Source organism: Vibrio sp. V31_P5A7T61, assembly GCF_009904895.1.
GTDB lineage: Bacteria > Pseudomonadota > Gammaproteobacteria > Enterobacterales > Vibrionaceae > Vibrio > Vibrio metschnikovii.
The window spans coordinates 44,982-62,787 of sequence record NZ_WXWI01000021.1 but is presented as its reverse complement, the minus strand read 5'-3'; the positions used below and the strand labels follow the sequence as shown (position 1 = coordinate 62,787).

Here is a 17,806-nt window from a genome sequence, read left to right as displayed (position 1 = left end):
CCAATGACAGACATTAGTTAATATAGGGCTAAGGCCAAGCTAGACTCGCTATACAAAAGCAATTTGGCTTGGCATCCTATACAAAAGATTATCGATTAGGAAAAAATATGGAACTGGCTCTGTTTGATTTAGACCACACATTGATTGCCACTGATAGCTCTGCACAGTGGTGGCATTACATGTCGGAGATAGGTTGGCTGAAGAAAGAAAGTGCATTGCATCATCAGCATGCGCAAATGATGGCTGAGTACGATCATGGTGTACTGGATATGCATGATTATTTAAAGCTCACCCTTGCTCCTCTTGTCGGTAAGGAGTATCAGCAAGTCAGTCAGACAGCGGAAGCGTTTGTGCAGCAGCATTTATTCAAGCAGTTATATCCGATGGCGCAACAATTGATCAGAGAGCATCAACAAGCTGGACGTCGAGTCGTGATTGTTTCAGCCAGTGAGGATTTTTTGGTGCGCCCTTGGCAACAGTTATTAGAGATTGATGCTGCGATTGGCATTGAGATAGAGACACAGCAAGGGCTCATTACTGGACAGGCGCGAACCCCATTAAGTTATCGCGAAGGAAAAGTGGCTGTGATTCATCGCTGGTTGGCCGAGCAGGGCATCAGCTTTGGTGATTGTTATGCCTACAGCGATTCACATAATGATATTGCCATGCTTGAATTTGCCAGCCATCCTGTTGCGACCAATCCAAACCAACAGCTTAAAGCGCGTGCCTTAGTGTCTGATTGGCCGATCATACATTTTTAGCCGTTGCAGGCATTATCAATCAACCGATCTTTTTCGGCCCTCAAGTACGATATTGTACTTGAGGGCATGGCTATTTAGTTTTTGCGGATCAAGGCTAAAGTGTCAAAAGCTCCACCCAGCGTACCTATACGGTGGTAAAATGCTGTACTTTTTCCCCAAGTTGTTGAGAAGCATCGCTTAACCGCTCACTGATCGTTCTTGCTTGTGTTGCTTGTTGTTCTAGCCCATGAGTTTCTTGGCTGAGATGATAAATAATACTTTTAGTCTGCTTCGCGACACTGGCTTGTTGATGGCTAGCCGTAGTGATCGATTGGTTAACCAGAGCAACCTCTTCAAAGGCTTGACGAATATGTTTAAGAACCTGTTCAGAATGTTCCGAAAATTCAACACTGACTAAAGCTTGTTGGTTTGCCGATTGCATCGCCGTGACTGCGTCATTAGCGCCCTTTTGTAATCGAGAAAGCACATCGTTAATCGAACGGGTAGCTTGTTCAGTATTGCCTGATAAATTACGCACTTCATCGGCGACGACAGCAAACCCTCGCCCTGCTTCTCCCGCTCGTGCCGCTTCAATTGCGGCATTGAGAGCTAATAAATTCGTTTGTTCAGCAATGGTCTGGATGACGGTTAATACTTGGGATATTTCGGTAGATTCTTTATGGAGATGACGAATGATTTGTGCTGAGTCATCGATCGATTTCGCTAAGCTTTTTATTCCGGCGCTGGCTTTTTGTACGGTATCTGTTCCTTGCGAACTAAATTCTTCCGCTTGGGCAATCACAGTTTGCGCGTATTGTGTGTGTTCACCGACCGCATGAATGGTTTGCTCCATTTCATCCATCGCTTTTGTGACGCTTGCGGTTTGTCGACTTTGAGTATTTGCTTTGTCCTCGACCGTTTCGCTTACCGCGAGCATACGTTGAGCATTTTGGTGTAAATCGACACTTTTATTTTCAATTTCTATGATCAAGTGACAGAAATTATTAACCATCGTATTGAGCGCTTGCGCTGTTTGTGCAACTTCATCTTTTCCTTGCACCGTTACTTGTGTTGTTAGATTAGAAGAATGAGCAAGGTATTGAATGCTATTACGTAATTGGCGTAATGGTTGCTGAATTGAGTGTTGGATCAACCAGCCGAGTACCATGAGCAAGATAACCCAAGCGGCTCCACCAAAGAGATAAAAATGCATCATTCTAGCCGTCAAGAGCGTTGCTTCTTGTTGAACGTCATCGGCTTTACTAATTTGTTGGTTAACTAATTGATTCAGTGTGTCACCGAGCGGAACCAATACTTGATTAATTTCATTACCAAACGTCGATTCGTTGAGAATTCGGATCGTAATTGCATCACTGCCTGCCCTTGATATCCACTGCTGATAAAGTTCGATAGCTTTTTGCAATTGTTCATCCGCTTGTTGACTTAATGGGTCGAGCACACCACTTTGCGTCCGTTGATAAGCTGTCCAGTGGGTTTCCACTTGGTTTATTAACTGTTCTATTTTTTCTACGGTATCTTTTTGACTTGCCCAGCCGGTGCGATAGCGTCTTAAGTCATCTAGACCTTCTTGTCTCAGTAAAGAGTGGGTTGCCAAAATATCACTCAGTGGCAGTAGATGTTGTTGATAAAGCCGCGTGAATTGCCGATCTTTTTCTTGAGCGGCTTCAAATGAGAGTCCAAGTGCGACCAGTAAGCTGATGATGGGTAAGGCGCTTAAGCAAAATAAGCGAGTACTAATGTTGAACTGGTTTAATTTAAACATAATGATAACCACCGTTAGAAAGAGGCTCTCTCGCTATCACTGCTGTGTTTGAGTAGTAAAATACCGAGAATCCGCTGGATTATTTCTCTTTTAGATGACGACGATGTTACAGAATGTTTGAAAATTGAGCGTTCAATCAATAAGTGTTGAGTTCAATCACTCGCTTTGATAATAAGTTAAAGTGCACAGTAGAAAACTGAGTGGTTAATTATTACTTTTTCCTATCAAATTAATACGTAGATTCGATTAGCGAAGGCCCCTTTATTTCACTATACCTAATCAGACTAAAGTGGTCTTTTTAGTTTTCGTAACGTATAACCTGTTCAGCATTGATTCGACGTACGACACAGTAAAAACGGTTTTGTATGGATGTTCGATATGTCAGTGTATTGACCCTTATTCGCCTATTTTTTGCATTAAATATTAGCAAGCTTAATAACAAGAAATACTAATAATTAATTGATACTTATTTTTGGAGGAAGCCATGGACTTTATGTCTCAATGGAAAGTAAAAACGCGACTTGCACTGGGTTTTGGCATTTTAGTCTGTTTAATGTTGCTGTTAACGATACTGGGTATTCAGAAAGTAAACTTGATTGACGATACCTTGTCACAAATCACCGACGTCAACTCACTCAAACAGCGTTATGCGATTAATTATCGAGGTAGCGTGCATGATCGCGCTATTGCAATTCGAGATGTTGCCATCGCCCGAAATAGTAGTGAGCTTAATAGATTAGAAAATGAGATAAAAAATTTAGAGCGTTTTTATCGAGACTCTGAAAATAACATGCAAAAAATGATCGCCAGTGGCGTGATATTTACGCCGAAAGAGCAGGCTATCTTACGCAGTATTGATCAAATCCAGCAAAAAACCTTACCCATGGTGCAATCGATCATCAGTGATAAGAAAAGAGACATTAATGCGAATGTAGCGCTCCTTGATCAGGTTCGTCCGGCATTTGTTGAATGGTTGAATAGCATCAACCAGTTTATTGACTATCAAGAAGAGTTGAATCAGCAGATGACGCCCGCGGCTCGTGAACAAGCAAGCGGTTTTCAAAACTTAATGTTACTGCTATCTGCGGTCGCGATTGTTATTTCACTGCTTGTTGCTATGGTGATTGAACGAAGTTTTCGCCAATCATTGGGTGGTGAACCTTATGAAGCCCAGCAGGCGATTAAACGCTTATCAAAAGGGGATTTAACCCACCGCTATGGGCAACGAGCGAAAGACAGTATTTTGGATTCATTGTCTGGTATGTCATTAACCTTAACGGCTATCGTCAGTAATATTGTTCAAGCTTCAACCAAGATCGTTGGTCAAGTTTCAGAGGTCTCTGATGGGTCGAGTCGAGTTTTGAGTTCGGCCAAGCAGCAATCAAATTTAACCGCAGATACGCTTTCACGATTAGAAGATATGCGTCATACGATTGATCAAATCGCGGATATTGCTAAACAAACCGAAAGTAATTCGGTCATGACGACAGATAATGCGCATCACGGGCGCGAATTAGTCTTCTCGGTCGCGAAACAAATGGAAAAAATTGCTCTTACGGTCAACTCAACCGTTGAACAAGTCAAGTTACTTGAAGCAAAGACCAAAGATATTGGTGGAATATTAAATGTGATCAGTGGTATTTCAGAACAAACCAATCTACTCGCATTGAATGCCGCGATTGAGGCTGCACGAGCCGGAGAATCTGGTCGAGGATTTGCTGTAGTGGCTGATGAAGTGCGTCAATTAGCCAAGCGTACCGGAGAAGCGACTTCGCAAATTGAATCATTGATCAGTGAAGTTCAGTCTCAAACGGCGATCAGTGTTAAGGCCATGCAAGCAACACAACCTCAGGTCGAAGAGGGTAATCAAAAAACCGCGCAAGCCAGCGATCTACTGATTAATATAGAAAAACAAGCCAAAGATACGCTTCATCGGATTCGAGAAGTGGTTTCAGCGACGGATGATCAAGTGGCTGTGGTTGGAGAGGTAGTTTCAGCGATGGGGCAAATCTCATCAATGTCGAGTGAGTCGATCCAATTGATGGCAGCCAATGAAAATGCGGGGCACGAGTTAAATCGTTTGGCTAACGAACTTAAAAAAGAGGTCGCTTACTTTAATATTTCGCACAACCGCTAACGCGATGATATATGAGGGTAGGGCTTTAAAAGGAAGCCCTTAAAACGGTGAAACCCCGATGTTGGTAGAGATAGTGCCAAATTTTCCTAAAAAACATAAAATTCAATTGGTTAGTCTATGTTTTTGCTGGTATTTACCTGTCAAAAAAACAACAAAAAACTAAAGGTGATAATATCGGAAAATCAATGGGTTACTTACTTTCAAGTACTGTATAATGACACCCCTTATGTATTATAAATCAGCCCAGTTTTGTTGCTGGGTTGATTCAGTTATGTAACCTTTACACTCAGTGTGCGAGTTAACTGTACTAACTGACTTTTGCCCCAAAATAAGTTTCATCAAGTTTATGTATCAATCTTCAATCGGCGATCTTAGCCAAGCTTTTCTATTGAATTGCAATTAGTATTCACGACAACTTTTTACTTCTAATATCATTCAATCTCTCCCCCAAATAGACGTTAAATCACCATGCTTATGTTATTGAATAGGTTAGTCTTTTGTACTAATCTGGCGTTGTTCAAGGACTGAGGATTATGACATTGGCAGCAAACAAAAGCATTACGCAGCTCAAATCACTATGGATTTCACTTATATTGATAGCTTTACTAAGTGGAGGCTGTGCCATTTGGATCGTAAAGCACTCAAATCTTATATACGATCCAAGCTATGAAGGCGTGAACAATCTTTTAGTGGTTTTCAAAGTACCTCTTAGTCTCTTGGCCTTAATCATACCAACAGTGGCTATCATAGCTTCCAACCATCGCTCTGTGCAGGCTGCAAAGCAGATAGAGCTTTCAAATACCCAAAATATCTTTACTAACTATTTCAAGCATAAAGAAGAGTTTGAAAGCTATTTGAAAAGGTTTGATACCAACAATGACAAGTTGTTTGAAGATGCAGACTATCTGCATAGACTCATATTCCCTAATGCTATCAAAGGCGATTTATCGGTCTGTAAGGAAGAAATTAATAGCCTTAAAGAGGATATAAGTGACTTTAAAGAATTGTGTAGACAACTGGAAATAGTAGATAAACTTTTTGGTGCAAACCTCGGTGAAATCAATCAATTGGTAGAATTGACCTGCTCATATTTTTGTATCAACTCAAGTAAACTTCACTTTTATCTCCCTGGTAGTAGTAATAGATTTGAATATGTTGATATAACTGGAAAAGAGCAATCTATATTTATACATGGTAACCCCATAAACTTGCCGTACAAGTACTTTCAAACGGTTAGAATGATCTCATACGCGATGAGTTTTTGTTCTACAAGCGATAATGAGTTTCAATTCTTACGTGAATTTTGGAAAACTGAATTCGAAAGCGACTGCACTGTAGAAAATTTTAAGCCTATTTATTCAACCTTCTATGATGCGTAATTGATTCTTGTATGGACAAGTCTTAACTAGATTTATTTATTCGGGTAGCCTACGTTATGCTCGCTTTTTTGTCTTTGTTCATTAGTACTTTTATTCATACATATCCTATCGATACGAGTTCGCCCAACTGAAACTTGTCATAAGGGGGGATTCCTCACGAATTCTAGCCTGCTTTCTATACAAATCAATACGCAATATGTATCATTTTTAATCCGTATTCTTAAGGAGAAACATTGTAAATGACACATGTAAGTGATGATGAACGTACAAAGTATTACCTTGTTGATATTGAAACAGGTAGTCAATTTGATAACTTTGAAAGAGACCAAGAGATTATTTCTCCGTTGCCTCCTAAAGTTGGTGAGTACTTAAATCAGTCTGGTCTATATTTTGAGGTTCTCACATTGCTACAACACTTTGATGCCAACTATGTTGACGTTTACGTCAGATATGTTGGAGATAGCGCAAAATTTTTAGATCATATTCAAACTAAGTTAGCCTCTGAAAGCTAGCAGTTTCGGTGGCGTGTCAGTGCCATCGATATCAGTTGTTCGAGAATGATTCGACACGCGAGCATTTTCACTGTGAGTTGAATAAGGGGTTATATGTCATTTATACAAAGCATCTCAGAACCCAAGGATATGCTTCTTAAGCTAATCCGCGAAGGGAACAGGATTACGTTTGAAGAAGATCCTGAGAATTTAACAGATCATTTCTTCAATTTTTCAGTCACTGCGCATTCAATTCGTGATTGGTGCATTAAATATCAAGGCCAACAAGCCATAAAAAAGAAGTTAGATCAGCAGTGGGATAAGGAACCTTTTTTAGCAATTGCGAAAGATATTGCCAACTCGGTTAAACATTTTGGTATTGATCGCTATCAACCTCAACTTAAAGAATCAGAAACACAAACAACAAATATTGTTGAGTTTTGTGTTGGTGAAAACATTTCTGAAAAGTTGCAAAAAGCAGTTAATGACAAAGAATTTAGAGAATCTGAAGGTCAAGACAAACCTAGCTACCTAGTCCGATTTGAAGATGGTACAGAGATGACGTTAACTTATTATGTTCTTAAAACGGTAACTTTTTGGGTGAGTTACTTTGATCAAAATTCAATTCCAAGAGAACAGTCAGTAGGTTATAAGCACCTATATGTAAATAGACCATTTTGGCAACAATTCACATAGCAAGTGTTTAAGGTTGCAAAATACTTTTTCTGATCAATTGAGGCTTAGTTGTGCTATTGCACTAACTAACTTTTGTCCAAAAGTGAGCTAGTGCTTGTCCTGAACAGAAAATATGCCAGCAATATTTCCTTTTGCTGGCGTTGAAGGGCGAACCTTATCATAATGGGAGTTAAGAACCGTTAACTCCCACTATCTAACTTGTTTTTACAGTAATTGGCGTTGCCTCATTCCATAGTAGCTCACGAGTTCCGGTATAAATTTTTGTGGTTTTAGCATCGGCATGAGCCATGCGTATTGTGGCGCTTTCGCCCATTTGCTCAATAAGCCTTGCAGATAGACCGCGAATCTCGTGATATGTCGGACGCAATGAGATATCTAGATTACTGTATAAGCCTAATTGATCTCTAATCTTACTGAATTCCTTGCTGATATTGTGATGATGAACTTGATATGGGTGATCACAATCTTTTGCAATCCCTCTTTTAGACTGAATAGGCTTGCGGTGAACAATGTAAGGGCAATGAAGTCGGTCAGTTTTCGAAAGTTCGACAATTTCCTTAATAGCGTCCGTAACAGGGATCGCTACCATTGACGACGCCGCCTTTTTTACTTTTTCTCGGTGTATATACAACGTCCCGTGAATTATATTCCCATCTTGCAGTCTTGGCTCCTTAAACCAAACGATGCCGCAAACACCCTCTTTGGGTTCCTTGATCTTGTATTTGATGCGATAAACCTCTCTAACAACGTGCGTTGTTTGTAATGATAGCGCCATTGCAACTTTCAAAAAGAGTGGGGCAGCAGAATAAATACTTTCATAATCCGCAACGGTGAGGTTGTTTCGCCGTTTCTTAAAATCATCTTGTGATACTTTTTTGAGTTTCTTACTCAACATAAAGTTTGTATCGATAGCACTTTCATCGGCAAGATATGAGAAAATCTTTTTTAAGTTACTAACCTTGCCGTTAAAAGTTCTTTTTGAATCGTTGCTGTAGTGAGAATTTAGAAATTCATTGATATGCACAAGCGTTAGCGATTTAGTTAAAACACTCCCCAAGTCTTGCTCTAACTTATTACATTCATTAATAAATCGGCTTAAAACACCTGCAGAAAGTTCCTCTTCAGATTTCACTCGTTTAATCACAACGGGTAGCCATTCCCGAAGAGGTTTATCCAATGAGTCTTTCTTTTTCATTGGCGAAGGGTAATTGCTTGGAGCATCCAAACAAAAGCGCGCTTCGCTTGCTCGATGCTTAGCGTTATATGCTAATGCAGCTTGAATGGCTTGTTGTTCCGTTGTACCCAAAGGAAACATTTTCCTAGAGCCATCTACAGTTTGAAATCTAAAGCGCGTTTTCCCTTTGTGTGTCACTTTCCATAGGAACTCAGGGTAATGTGCAGTCTTGATGCTTCTTGGTCGAGCTGCCATTTACGACTCCAAAAACTCTAATAATTCACTGGTTTTATCTGTATGTTGCGTCTGACTGCTGATAAGAACCAAGTATCGTCCAGTGGGAGTCATTGTGCCTTTTAATTTTCCGCGTTTTATCCAGTTGATGATTGTAGCGGTACACATACCAGAGTCAGGGTAAAATTCATCAATATATTGTTTGGGTTTTAATGTTCTCATTGCACTGATCTCCATTCTTTCAATTGAAGCCACTGGTCAGGCGGCTAAATGGTTAGTTTGGTGTTTTCTCGGCCATCAATTTGCTTATCAAGCGAAATGCTTTCTCCAGCTTTAATTCCGTGAATGAAAGCTTTTCTCTCTTCGATGGATAAAGGTTTGCGTGGCTCATGGCGGCGAGCTTCACCTAGCTCCCCAAAATGTTTTTCAATTTCAGTATTTTTGAGTAAAACTAATCCTGTGCCTGCTACGCTAGTAAATTGCTTTTCTCTACTGCGTTTAATTTCTATCGCTCGATCTAGAACTTCGCTAGAAAATCCCCGCATAAAAAACTGACTTTCTGAAGCGCCTTTTATACCGACTGAATCTTTAGCTCTTTTTGCTGCTTTCACTAGGTATTCCATCGTCATCTTGGCCACAATGACATCAGACTTAAATCCTTGAAGAGACAAGTAAGAACCATTCTGGTTACGATTAATAACGCTCCTACAGTCGTTTAAATTTGCGCAGGCAGCGGCAAGACTTTTCTCCCATAAGAACTGCTTCCCCTTTTGTTTTCCTACTTGAGCTTCTAGAAACTGACTGCCAATCTGAGTTTCAATATCCTCTTGAGACAATTGATATTTATCCATTAATGCTCGCGCTCTTTTTGCAGCAAGCAATGCTTCATTAGGGCTAGAGGTATCATTCGCCATTGCAAGCAGCTTGCTTATCTTGTCGATCACCTTGTCTAATGACTCTAAAGTATCTTTTGTGCTCATCACTTCACCTCCATATCCATAATTGGGTTGCGGCTTTGCTTGCGGTTAAACAAGCGGCGAATGGAATAACTACGGCCAATAGAAATCAGCGTAAAGTAAAAGCTGATTAGCAAATTCTCTTCAATCCGCAAGTGCACACCAAAGAGCGGGAAAATAAGTAGTTGGCTCAAAACAGAAACCCAATAACCAACCAGAACATTCGTTACGCTTTCAATAAAGCTGTGCTTCTTACTTTGCATCACGATCCCCAAATGAGTAGATAGCTAAAAACACGACACACCCAAGCGCATAAACTAAAATGCTCATACTGAATCACCCCCTAAGCTATTTTTTTTGTGGAAAATTGCTTCAAAAGCCGATCAACCACAGCTACCGAATAGCTATAAGCTTTTAGCTTATCAGTGTTTGAAACCTGCTTTTCAGCCGAGTAGGGCGATTGTTCCGCGAAACCAACAACGGGTTGGCCTTTTTTGTAACACTCCATGCTTACGCTCTCCCCGGTGTATAAATTCGAACTCGGTTAATCGTGTGCCAGCATTGAGCATCGCCTTTAAACAACCCACCGCTAGCCAACTTTGCGCAGCCCTGTGGTAGTTGCTCTCCACACTTGCTGCATGCTCCCAACTCTTGTTCGATGGTGGCCATATCGTTATGCGCTCGCAAAATGCACGCTTCAATCGCTTCAACTTCGCTGTAAGGCTCGGCAGGGTAGGCGTAAAACTCGCATACTTCTTTTAGCTTGCTATGCACTGTAGGATGAAGCAAAAGCCCGCGCACCTCATGATGCTCTGCTTGCTTCTTCTTATCGCGGTACCGCTTGGCGCGCACGGCAGCTTTGCGTTTTATATCTTCGTTCATGCTGCTTTACCTCGCGAACGCTTGGATTTTTCTGCCTTTTTCTTGGCTGGCAGCAAGAGCAAACGAGCGCGGCCAAGACAGTAGTCGAAGCATTTGCCCCCCCGTCCGCCAAATGCGGCGGTGGTACGGTAGGTTTCAACAGCTAAGTCAGCAGCGCGAGAGGCGTTAAGCGGTTCGTGGCCCTCAGCTTGAAGGATCTGAAACACATTCTTGTGAATGAATGCTTCTTGAGAGTTTCTAAATACGATGGTACTCATTGCACATTTCCTTTTTTGGGGTGAGTCCCCGCAATCAGGCAAACGCTTGTCAGAGTGGTCAGCCCTGTATATACTTGGTTGCGAGGCGTTAAGTCTCATTGCACAAAGTTAACCCCTGTTGGTTTGGTCACCGATGGGGGTTATCTTCTTTTAGTGGGCATGCTTTCTTGCGTTAATTTGCCCTTGAATATCAGTGATAGCCGCGCCGATCTGCTGCATTAGCGCATAAGTCTCGTCATCCACATGCAAAACCAACTCTTTTAGTGATCCCACTTTGTTTTGAATTGACTCAACGTGAATGCGGATTGGGTCGTCTTTCGCCAAGCCCATTTTCTGATCGTCAAAATCAGTTAGGCATACGTTGGCGACTTGAATGCCAGTTAGCAGCTGACGGGTTTGTTCTAGGGTTAATGGTTTCATAGCGGTTCTCGTTGTCAGTTTAAAAGTTGCGGCTGGTCAGGCCGCGGTCTCATTACACACAAAACATGTTTATTTACTATGGTGCAAGTAATGTACACATTTTGTGTTGCCAGTGTCAAACACGAATTGTGTTTATTTTGTGTGAGGGTAAAAAAAACCGCCATGAAGGCGGTGAATGGGTACTTTATATTTAGGAGTAAGTGGCTATTGTTTTTAACGGTTAGCTGTATTCATTAGTAATTAACTTATATCAGTCTTAGTCTCGCTTCGACAACTACACCAATGATCTTGCAATTACCATTAATTGGGACTGTCTTATAGTCTTTATTGAGTGGTTTTAGATAGTCTTGGCCACCATCGGTTACAAATTTCTTAAATGTTGCTTCATTAACATCAGTCAGCTTGGCGACAACAAGAGAGCCATTAGAATGTTCTTTTTCGGTATCAACCAAAACAAGAGTGCCCTCTGGAATACTTACCCCGGTTAAACTCGTCATTGAATCGCCTTGAACTCTTAGCCAAAAACTGCGCTTTGAAGTTTTTACCGTTGCCTCGTACCATTCATCTATTTCATCTAGTGAGTATGCCTCACATGCTTCTGTCCATTGGCCTGCTTGGACTGAGCTCAATAGAGGAAATGTATTTTGAAACTTTGGTTGTATATCGATTTGAGTTAGGTTTGATAATGAATCAATCTCTGAAGAATCAAATAAAATTTGGTATGGCTTGATGTTTAGTACAGAAGCAATGATTTCAGCATCATCTAAATTCACGCTTCTTACGCCAGCCTCATAATTTCCAATACGAGACGCCCCCCAGCCGCATTTCTCAGCTAGAGTTTTTTGGCTTATGCCTTGTGCCTCTCGGAATCGCTTTAATCGCAATCCCACTTCTTGTTTTTTATTCATTTCTATAAATTAACACGCTTCGTGTATGCTGTAAGCACACTATTTGTGTTTACCTTAGGACACGATTTGTGTATTCTCAATTTCCGGAGGGTCATCAATGAATAAAATTTCACTATTTCGCAGTCAAGCCGGAATCAGTCAGTCGAAGTTAGGTGAGCTAGTTGGGGTTATTCCATCAACTATAGGTAACTACGAATCTGGGATTCGAGCGGTAAATATAAATATGGGGTGGAAAATTGTGAACGCTTTTGCAGCGTTAGGCATTAAGTGTCAGTTCACTGAGGTTTTCCCAGACCCTTTAGCAATAGAGGATAACAAAACTCACATTTGAATGGATGAATAGTTAAATTCTGTATAAATAACCAGTAAGGATAAACCATGCAACACAGTTTAAAAAGCGTGATACGTAACGCCATTGAAGGTTGGCGAACCGAAGTAAGTAAAGAGTGCATCTCTCATCGGGTTGCCAGTATCTACCACCGTTTTGAATTGAAGTTTGAAGTTGATGCCCAGCGCAAAGAACTACTGAAAAAGCCCGGCATTGACGACAAAAACAATGCGCAAAACTTTTTCCGCTACATCGAGCGCTCATCCATTGAATCAAAAGCAACGATCATGGATTTGCTGCCCGCCATCATTAAAGCGTTACCCGTTGATCGCGCTTTGGCCGCGCTCAATCAATTCTTAAACCCGCTGGGTTTTTCAGTAGCCGCCATTGGCTCAAGACAGTCTCAATCATGTCGTGATCAGCTGCTTGCCGTACACAGCAAAGAAACAAGCGAGGCGTTTAGAGCTGTTATCTCGTTAGGTGAGAACGCTAGCGTGGACCAGTTGCGCGAAGCTTACCGAGAGGTTCTTGAGGGCAAACAAAGCCACGAACCGATTTTAGAATACCTTGAAACGTTAATGAGCAAAAAAGCCGCGTAGTGACTGACCATCACACCATGCGTGACGCATAACGCGAGTAAAAGTTAGCTATGGAGATCTTTGTGCAATGAGTCTTTACATCGTTTATAGCGGTGGTTTGCGGTTTTGGATAGCCGCAACACCAAAGGGGAAGCGTGTTGTCTCTCGTGATGAGGCAGCAGCTATTTTTCACCGAGTACAAGCGCATAAGGCGGCAGTATGATCGAGTTTCTAGATCGACCTATTGCATTTCATCGTGCCTTTGTGAAGCTTGGGATAGGTGTGACAGGAGCATTGCTGTTAAGCCAATCCCTGTATTGGAGTAAAAGAACGAGCAACGCTGATAGCTGGTTTTATAAATCTTCTGAAGAGTGGAAAGATGAAACTGGCATGACGCGAACAGAAATAGAAACGGCTCGTAGAAAACTGCGTAATCTTGGAATTTTGGAAGAGAAAAAAGTAGGCGTGCCATGCCGACTTCACTATCGCATAAATACCGCAAACTTGTTTGCATGTTTGCAGCAAACTAGTTTGCAGGAATCCCGCAAACAGGAGTGCAGGAATCCTGCAAGCATGGCTGCAGAAAACTTGCAAGCTATTACAGAGAATACACAGAGACTACCAGAGACTACTACAAAAACACATTGTGTGATTGAGCAGAGGGATGGGTCAAATTCTAACCCCACCCCCCCCAACGAGGAAACAGGACAAAATTCGGCAACGCAAAAAACCCGCAAACGGACGAGTGTAAAAACGAAATTCCCGACTCAGTTCGAAGTGACTCCCGAAATGATCGACTGGTATGCCGAGCAAAAAGATTTTGTGCTCGGTGCGCAAGTCGCTACCGACCAGTGGCGTGACGCGATGATCGCCAGGGGAAGCGCTTACAGCGATTGGGTAGCCGCTTGGCGTAACGGTATGCGCTTGCAAAACCAGTGGGCACGCGAGAGAGGCACGCCCAAAGGCTCCACGGGCCAGACAACAACAGCGCAGGTAGGTCAAAGCTACCGAGAGGGGATGGATGTATCCAAGTACCAATTACCGGAAAGCAGGGGGTAATCATGGCATCACTACAACAGCTTCAAGCTCGCATTCCTTCGCATGTCAGCCCTTACAGCCGCGAACAGATGGCCGAGATTCACAAGCGCGAAGCGGAAGAAATCAGCCGCCAGAGGTTCAGCGAATACCAAACCGCGAAAGTTCAAAGCGCTTTAGGGCGTAGCGGGATCAGCAAAAAACACGCCCGATGCCGATTAGACAACTACATCACGGAGAGCCAAGGTCAGCGCGTGGCGTTTAATCATGCTCACGGATGGATAAGCGATTATTTAAAACAGCCTCATTTCCGAAGCTTTGTTTACTCGGGAACGACAGGGACAGGCAAGAATCACCTCGCGTCTGCCATTGGCAATAATCTTTTGGCGCGTGGTAAATCAGTGATGCTGATTTCAGTGCCCGACCTGATGATGAAAATACGCGATAAGTACAACTCCAACAGCTCGATGACTGAGGCCAAGTTCATTGAAGTGCTCAGCCAAGTTGATTTGCTTGTGCTCGATGAAGTCGGTGTACAGCGCAAGAGCGACCATGAAAACATCATGCTAAGTACGATCATCGATGCACGCTGGTCGAATGACTTACCAACCGGAATTCTAACCAACCTAGGCTACGAAGAGTTGCAAGGTCTGCTTGGTGAGCGAGTTGTCGAGCGATTGCTGGATAACGGCGGAGAGTGGATCTCGTTTGTGTGGGAAAGCTTCCGGTTAAAAAACCGCAAGCCGGAGGGGAAATAATGCCAATTTTAGTTCACTCAACAACGCCCGCGCAGGATAAAAACCGCTGGGGAACAACGTGGGAATGCTTTGAAGATGGTCAAGCTCTATACGGTCGTAAGCTAAAGCTTGATGTTTGTGCTGAGCCAGCAACCGCTAAGGTTAACCGGTTCTACACCTCAATCGAATGGCTTGAGCAGCGTGCAGGCAATTACGATCAGCGTGGTATTGGTTTTATCAGTGATGATTTTAACCCTCTTGCAAAAATTGTCGGCTTTGATGCACTCATCCTACCTTGGGAAAATGACTTTTGGTGTAATCCTCCGTTTGACCTAAAGCAGTTGTTTATCAAAAAAGCCTTTGCTGAAGCTCGTGCTGGAAATAGCGGAATGATGTTATTGCCCTACGAACCAGCAACCGGATGGTGGCGTGAATTGGTTGATGGCAAGGCAACCGCGATTTATGAGCCAGATGGCCGCTACAACTTTTATGACATTGACGGTGAAACCAAGAAAACAGGCGTTAACTTTCCCTCAGCGTTTGTGCTCTGGACTCCGCATTACACCCATTACACTCCGAAAATTCCATTCACTCGCGGCGTAGCGGATGAATTAGGTATCAACTTCCGCAATCGACTTATGGAGGCTGCTTAATGCGACCTGAAACGTTATTAGCTAAGTTTGATTTAAAAGGCTTGAACTACGAACAAATACAAAACGGTGGCGGCAAAGGCTTGTTCTCGCTAGAAGAGCAGTTAGCCATGGTCGGGGTGACGTGGAAGGAGTCACCAGTGGGATTTTTGATTTTGTTTGTTGAAATGCAAAATAATGAACATTCTCGCAAGATGTTAGAAAAAGCAGTCATGCTTGAGGTGATCAGCCAAACTCAAAAATGGCGCGGACAGAAGAGCGAGAAAGCTTTCCTTGCTTTGGTTCGCGCAGCCATCGAAGAGGCGATCAACCCGCTAGGTCGGGTTTGCCCTGCTTGTAATGGTACAGGGTTTTATTTAAGTGATTGCCGCCACAAAAGGGTATGTCACCATTGCCACGATGGCCGTATCGAATGGAGTTACGAGCAGCGCTTTGTGGCGATGTGCTCTGGTGAGTTCGTTTGTACTTATAGTATGTTTAAGCGTTATCATGACGTATTAGAAAAGGTTACGAAGTGGCTTGCAGCAAAGCGTAACGCGGCAATGTTGGCATTGATGGAAAGAATTAATCGAGAGAAAATGGCTTAGAAAAGCATTAAAAGGCTGGAGACGGTTCGCAAATTTAGCACTGACGGCTTGTTTGAGAGTGGTTTTTCGTTATCTTGTGTTCAAATAATAAGTTACACCTTCTTTTGCTGCTACTCAATAAAACGCCTTTTGTGCGTTAAACTTTGGATAAAAGGCGCTCTAGCGCCTTTTCTTTTTCTGATAAGCGATGTTAAGGCTACGTCAGAGCGTTCAACGTCAGATCGAACGTTTCCTCTTCCATTTCAATACCGATAAAGCGTCGGTTTAATGCTAAACACGCCTTGCCCGTTGATCCGCTACCCATAAAAGCGTCAAGCACAACATCATTTTCACGGCTACTGGATAGCAAAACGTGCTCAAGCAATGCCCGAGGTTTTTCGCATGGGTGCTTACCCGGATAATACTGTACCGGTGCGAACTGCCAAACGTCGGTGTAAGGTACGTCACTAGTGACATTAAAGGGCCGACGTAAATGCTCATATTCTGTTTTTAAACTGTCATATTTACGAACAAGTGTTTGGTATTGCGAATTCAAGTTATTGTATTCATCCAATAACTCATCATGCGATCTAACCAATTCCCCTCGTTTTTTATCAAAAAGCCTCTGTAATTTCAGATATTGCTCTTCATTTGGTAGTGCCCATTGGTTTTCGCTGAACCAGTGAGAACACATTTGTGTTCCCGTAGCTTTATTGATTTCTTTAGCAGTTATACCAAGTTGTTTACGTGCATTGATGAAGTAATCAATTAAAGGCTTAAATACCTGTTTTTTTAGTTGGGAACATTGTGTCGTATAACCAGAGCAGCCTTTTGCGTACCCTTCGGCATTATAATGTCCAGCAAAAATAATGCGTTCGGTAGCAGGAAAAAACATGCGCAAGTTGGGTTTATGCATTCGTCGCCATGGGCCTGATGGTTTAGCCCAAATGATATGGTTAAAAACTTCGAAACGATTGCGGATTAGTATTTCAGTATCACTGGCTAATTTGGAACCACAGAAAAGATAGAGGCTACCTGATGGCTTTAGTACACGCCATAATTCCTCAAGAACTTCATCTAGCCAAGCGAGGAACGATTGCACATCGGGCCATTGGTTATCCCAAGCATTACGTTTAACTTGAAAATAAGGTGGATCGGTTAGAATGAGATCGACTGAGTTATCCGCCAAGGTTTTAAGGTACGGTAAACAATCTGCGTTGATTAATGTAGCACGACCATCGTGCAAGGTGTGTTTGTGCATTCTTATCTCCTGTTAACAAGAGCCTTGAATACAAATAGCGGTAGGTAGTCGCCAGCTATAGCGGTTATAAACCTATAGCTGGCGACGTTTTGCTGCTTCCTCTCCAACATGGTTGGGTCTCAGGTACTCAAGGCATCAAAACACGATAAGAGTCTATCACATTAATACTGTGTTTATATACAGCTTATTGGTTGTTTTTTACGAGTTGAAGCAAGTCAGGGAAAGGAGCTTGCGCAATTTGTTCTAGCACAAACGCAATATGGTGTTCGGTGTGCTCTGGATGCTGCGTGGCAATGATGTGGGGATCAACTACGCCGTACCGTGAGTGGGTAATAATCGTTTTGATGAGTTCTTTGGCGTCTTCTTTAATGGTTAACATACTGAATTTCCATGATAATTATGACAGAGCGACACTAACTCTGAGTACGCTAGCCATCCAGTCTTGTTTTCCATTTTTTTATGAAAAGTGCGATATTTGATGCATTAATAAAAGTTTCATAATTTTTAGTAAGTTGATAGAGTGTTTATGACTTTTTTAGCGGTTAAATACACTAGGTCGGCAAATGATTTCATTTAATACAAACACGTTTCTGC

At 42.3% G+C, this 17,806-nt stretch carries 23 protein-coding genes; 12 read left to right on the top strand and 11 right to left on the bottom strand.

Annotated features, from left to right (window positions below; genetic code table 11):
- Positions 1–107 precede the first annotated feature (107 nt).
- Positions 108–761: an HAD family hydrolase gene (locus CAG58_RS03835; RefSeq protein ID WP_161425189.1), complete on the top strand. Its 654-nt coding sequence runs from the start codon at positions 108–110 to the stop codon at positions 759–761.
- Positions 762–885: 124 nt separating this feature from the next.
- On the opposite strand, the gene CAG58_RS03830 is transcribed toward CAG58_RS03835, so the two are convergent.
- Positions 886–2,523, bottom strand: a complete 1,638-nt coding sequence (locus CAG58_RS03830; protein WP_161425188.1) for a methyl-accepting chemotaxis protein — start codon at positions 2,521–2,523, stop codon at positions 886–888.
- Between the two features lie 484 nt (positions 2,524–3,007).
- On the opposite strand from CAG58_RS03830, the gene CAG58_RS03825 reads away from it, so the two are divergent.
- The 4 genes from CAG58_RS03825 to CAG58_RS03810 all read left to right on the top strand — a co-directional run bounded on the left by CAG58_RS03825 (position 3,008) and on the right by CAG58_RS03810 (position 7,226).
- The gene (locus CAG58_RS03825) at positions 3,008–4,660 is read left to right on the top strand and encodes a methyl-accepting chemotaxis protein (protein ID WP_161429711.1); all 1,653 of its coding nucleotides are present in this window, start codon (positions 3,008–3,010) and stop codon (positions 4,658–4,660) included.
- A gap of 533 nt (positions 4,661–5,193) precedes the next feature.
- Positions 5,194–6,039 carry a hypothetical protein gene (locus CAG58_RS03820; RefSeq protein WP_161429710.1) on the top strand — a complete coding sequence of 282 codons (846 nt, stop codon included), beginning with the start codon at positions 5,194–5,196 and terminating at the stop codon, positions 6,037–6,039.
- Between the two features lie 239 nt (positions 6,040–6,278).
- Positions 6,279–6,551: a hypothetical protein gene (locus CAG58_RS03815; RefSeq protein ID WP_161425199.1), complete on the top strand. Its 273-nt coding sequence runs from the start codon at positions 6,279–6,281 to the stop codon at positions 6,549–6,551.
- A 93-nt stretch (positions 6,552–6,644) separates the two neighbouring features.
- On the top strand, positions 6,645–7,226 hold the full coding sequence (locus tag CAG58_RS03810; RefSeq protein WP_161425198.1) for a hypothetical protein: 582 nt from the start codon (positions 6,645–6,647) through the stop codon (positions 7,224–7,226).
- 193 nt (positions 7,227–7,419) lie between these two features.
- Here CAG58_RS03810 and CAG58_RS03805 read toward each other — a convergent pair whose 3' ends face one another.
- The 8 genes from CAG58_RS03805 to CAG58_RS03770 all read right to left on the bottom strand — a co-directional run bounded on the left by CAG58_RS03805 (position 7,420) and on the right by CAG58_RS03770 (position 12,057).
- The gene (locus tag CAG58_RS03805; protein ID WP_161425197.1) at positions 7,420–8,655 is read right to left on the bottom strand and encodes an integrase; all 1,236 of its coding nucleotides are present in this window, start codon (positions 8,653–8,655) and stop codon (positions 7,420–7,422) included.
- Positions 8,656–8,856: a hypothetical protein gene (locus CAG58_RS03800; RefSeq protein ID WP_237665975.1), complete on the bottom strand. Its 201-nt coding sequence runs from the start codon at positions 8,854–8,856 to the stop codon at positions 8,656–8,658.
- Positions 8,857–8,900: 44 nt separating this feature from the next.
- On the bottom strand, positions 8,901–9,614 hold the full coding sequence (locus tag CAG58_RS03795) for a DUF2786 domain-containing protein (RefSeq protein ID WP_161425196.1): 714 nt from the start codon (positions 9,612–9,614) through the stop codon (positions 8,901–8,903).
- Complete coding sequence (locus CAG58_RS03790; protein WP_161425195.1) at positions 9,614–9,853, bottom strand: DUF7220 family protein; 240 nt, start codon at positions 9,851–9,853, stop codon at positions 9,614–9,616. Before CAG58_RS03790 ends, CAG58_RS03795 begins: the two co-directional genes overlap by 1 nt.
- 247 nt (positions 9,854–10,100) lie before the next feature.
- Complete coding sequence (locus CAG58_RS03785; RefSeq protein WP_161425194.1) at positions 10,101–10,472, bottom strand: hypothetical protein; 372 nt, start codon at positions 10,470–10,472, stop codon at positions 10,101–10,103.
- Positions 10,469–10,729: a hypothetical protein gene (locus tag CAG58_RS03780; protein WP_161425193.1), complete on the bottom strand. Its 261-nt coding sequence runs from the start codon at positions 10,727–10,729 to the stop codon at positions 10,469–10,471. The genes CAG58_RS03785 and CAG58_RS03780 overlap by 4 nt, the downstream gene beginning before the upstream one ends.
- Before the next feature lie 150 nt (positions 10,730–10,879).
- Positions 10,880–11,149 carry a hypothetical protein gene (locus CAG58_RS03775; RefSeq protein ID WP_161425192.1) on the bottom strand — a complete coding sequence of 90 codons (270 nt, stop codon included), beginning with the start codon at positions 11,147–11,149 and terminating at the stop codon, positions 10,880–10,882.
- A gap of 245 nt (positions 11,150–11,394) precedes the next feature.
- A complete protein-coding gene (locus CAG58_RS03770; RefSeq protein ID WP_202598195.1) occupies positions 11,395–12,057 on the bottom strand; it encodes a LexA family protein in 663 nt (220 codons plus the stop codon).
- A gap of 97 nt (positions 12,058–12,154) precedes the next feature.
- Here CAG58_RS03770 and CAG58_RS03765 point away from each other — a divergent pair, with 97 nt between their 5' ends.
- The 7 genes from CAG58_RS03765 to CAG58_RS03740 all read left to right on the top strand — a co-directional run bounded on the left by CAG58_RS03765 (position 12,155) and on the right by CAG58_RS03740 (position 15,972).
- Complete coding sequence (locus CAG58_RS03765; protein WP_161429709.1) at positions 12,155–12,388, top strand: helix-turn-helix domain-containing protein; 234 nt, start codon at positions 12,155–12,157, stop codon at positions 12,386–12,388.
- A gap of 47 nt (positions 12,389–12,435) precedes the next feature.
- Positions 12,436–12,984: a toxin YdaT family protein gene (locus CAG58_RS03760; protein ID WP_161426417.1), complete on the top strand. Its 549-nt coding sequence runs from the start codon at positions 12,436–12,438 to the stop codon at positions 12,982–12,984.
- A gap of 67 nt (positions 12,985–13,051) precedes the next feature.
- The gene (locus CAG58_RS17030; RefSeq protein WP_272924509.1) at positions 13,052–13,186 is read left to right on the top strand and encodes a hypothetical protein; all 135 of its coding nucleotides are present in this window, start codon (positions 13,052–13,054) and stop codon (positions 13,184–13,186) included.
- On the top strand, positions 13,183–14,022 hold the full coding sequence (locus tag CAG58_RS03755; protein WP_161426416.1) for a hypothetical protein: 840 nt from the start codon (positions 13,183–13,185) through the stop codon (positions 14,020–14,022). The genes CAG58_RS17030 and CAG58_RS03755 overlap by 4 nt, the downstream gene beginning before the upstream one ends.
- 2 nt (positions 14,023–14,024) lie before the next feature.
- Entirely contained in the window at positions 14,025–14,756 is a 732-nt protein-coding gene (locus tag CAG58_RS03750; RefSeq protein WP_161426415.1) for an ATP-binding protein, read from the top strand.
- Positions 14,756–15,388, top strand: a complete 633-nt coding sequence (locus CAG58_RS03745) for a DNA N-6-adenine-methyltransferase (protein ID WP_161426414.1) — start codon at positions 14,756–14,758, stop codon at positions 15,386–15,388. The genes CAG58_RS03750 and CAG58_RS03745 overlap by 1 nt, the downstream gene beginning before the upstream one ends.
- Positions 15,388–15,972, top strand: a complete 585-nt coding sequence (locus tag CAG58_RS03740) for a hypothetical protein (protein WP_161426413.1) — start codon at positions 15,388–15,390, stop codon at positions 15,970–15,972. Before CAG58_RS03745 ends, CAG58_RS03740 begins: the two co-directional genes overlap by 1 nt.
- A gap of 196 nt (positions 15,973–16,168) precedes the next feature.
- On the opposite strand, the gene CAG58_RS03735 is transcribed toward CAG58_RS03740, so the two are convergent.
- Both CAG58_RS03735 and CAG58_RS03730 read right to left on the bottom strand, forming a co-directional pair.
- Positions 16,169–17,212: a DNA-methyltransferase gene (locus CAG58_RS03735; protein ID WP_161426412.1), complete on the bottom strand. Its 1,044-nt coding sequence runs from the start codon at positions 17,210–17,212 to the stop codon at positions 16,169–16,171.
- A 184-nt stretch (positions 17,213–17,396) separates the two neighbouring features.
- Positions 17,397–17,591 carry a hypothetical protein gene (locus CAG58_RS03730; protein WP_161426411.1) on the bottom strand — a complete coding sequence of 65 codons (195 nt, stop codon included), beginning with the start codon at positions 17,589–17,591 and terminating at the stop codon, positions 17,397–17,399.
- Between the last annotated feature and the right edge of the window lie 215 nt (positions 17,592–17,806).

Bases quoted from the DNA above. Each gene is read 5' to 3' on its own strand.
- CAG58_RS03835 (WP_161425189.1), top strand. From the start codon at position 108: ATGGAACTGGCTCTGTTTGATTTAGACCACACATTGATTGCCACTGAT.
- CAG58_RS03830 (WP_161425188.1), bottom strand. From the start codon at position 2,523: ATGTTTAAATTAAACCAGTTCAACATTAGTACTCGCTTATTTTGCTTA.
- CAG58_RS03825 (WP_161429711.1), top strand. From the start codon at position 3,008: ATGGACTTTATGTCTCAATGGAAAGTAAAAACGCGACTTGCACTGGGT.
- CAG58_RS03820 (WP_161429710.1), top strand. From the start codon at position 5,194: ATGACATTGGCAGCAAACAAAAGCATTACGCAGCTCAAATCACTATGG.
- CAG58_RS03815 (WP_161425199.1), top strand. From the start codon at position 6,279: ATGACACATGTAAGTGATGATGAACGTACAAAGTATTACCTTGTTGAT.
- CAG58_RS03810 (WP_161425198.1), top strand. From the start codon at position 6,645: ATGTCATTTATACAAAGCATCTCAGAACCCAAGGATATGCTTCTTAAG.
- CAG58_RS03805 (WP_161425197.1), bottom strand. From the start codon at position 8,655: ATGGCAGCTCGACCAAGAAGCATCAAGACTGCACATTACCCTGAGTTC.
- CAG58_RS03800 (WP_237665975.1), bottom strand. From the start codon at position 8,856: ATGAGAACATTAAAACCCAAACAATATATTGATGAATTTTACCCTGAC.
- CAG58_RS03795 (WP_161425196.1), bottom strand. From the start codon at position 9,614: ATGAGCACAAAAGATACTTTAGAGTCATTAGACAAGGTGATCGACAAG.
- CAG58_RS03790 (WP_161425195.1), bottom strand. From the start codon at position 9,853: ATGCAAAGTAAGAAGCACAGCTTTATTGAAAGCGTAACGAATGTTCTG.
- CAG58_RS03785 (WP_161425194.1), bottom strand. From the start codon at position 10,472: ATGAACGAAGATATAAAACGCAAAGCTGCCGTGCGCGCCAAGCGGTAC.
- CAG58_RS03780 (WP_161425193.1), bottom strand. From the start codon at position 10,729: ATGAGTACCATCGTATTTAGAAACTCTCAAGAAGCATTCATTCACAAG.
- CAG58_RS03775 (WP_161425192.1), bottom strand. From the start codon at position 11,149: ATGAAACCATTAACCCTAGAACAAACCCGTCAGCTGCTAACTGGCATT.
- CAG58_RS03770 (WP_202598195.1), bottom strand. From the start codon at position 12,057: ATGAATAAAAAACAAGAAGTGGGATTGCGATTAAAGCGATTCCGAGAG.
- CAG58_RS03765 (WP_161429709.1), top strand. From the start codon at position 12,155: ATGAATAAAATTTCACTATTTCGCAGTCAAGCCGGAATCAGTCAGTCG.
- CAG58_RS03760 (WP_161426417.1), top strand. From the start codon at position 12,436: ATGCAACACAGTTTAAAAAGCGTGATACGTAACGCCATTGAAGGTTGG.
- CAG58_RS17030 (WP_272924509.1), top strand. From the start codon at position 13,052: ATGAGTCTTTACATCGTTTATAGCGGTGGTTTGCGGTTTTGGATAGCC.
- CAG58_RS03755 (WP_161426416.1), top strand. From the start codon at position 13,183: ATGATCGAGTTTCTAGATCGACCTATTGCATTTCATCGTGCCTTTGTG.
- CAG58_RS03750 (WP_161426415.1), top strand. From the start codon at position 14,025: ATGGCATCACTACAACAGCTTCAAGCTCGCATTCCTTCGCATGTCAGC.
- CAG58_RS03745 (WP_161426414.1), top strand. From the start codon at position 14,756: ATGCCAATTTTAGTTCACTCAACAACGCCCGCGCAGGATAAAAACCGC.
- CAG58_RS03740 (WP_161426413.1), top strand. From the start codon at position 15,388: ATGCGACCTGAAACGTTATTAGCTAAGTTTGATTTAAAAGGCTTGAAC.
- CAG58_RS03735 (WP_161426412.1), bottom strand. From the start codon at position 17,212: ATGCACAAACACACCTTGCACGATGGTCGTGCTACATTAATCAACGCA.
- CAG58_RS03730 (WP_161426411.1), bottom strand. From the start codon at position 17,591: ATGTTAACCATTAAAGAAGACGCCAAAGAACTCATCAAAACGATTATT.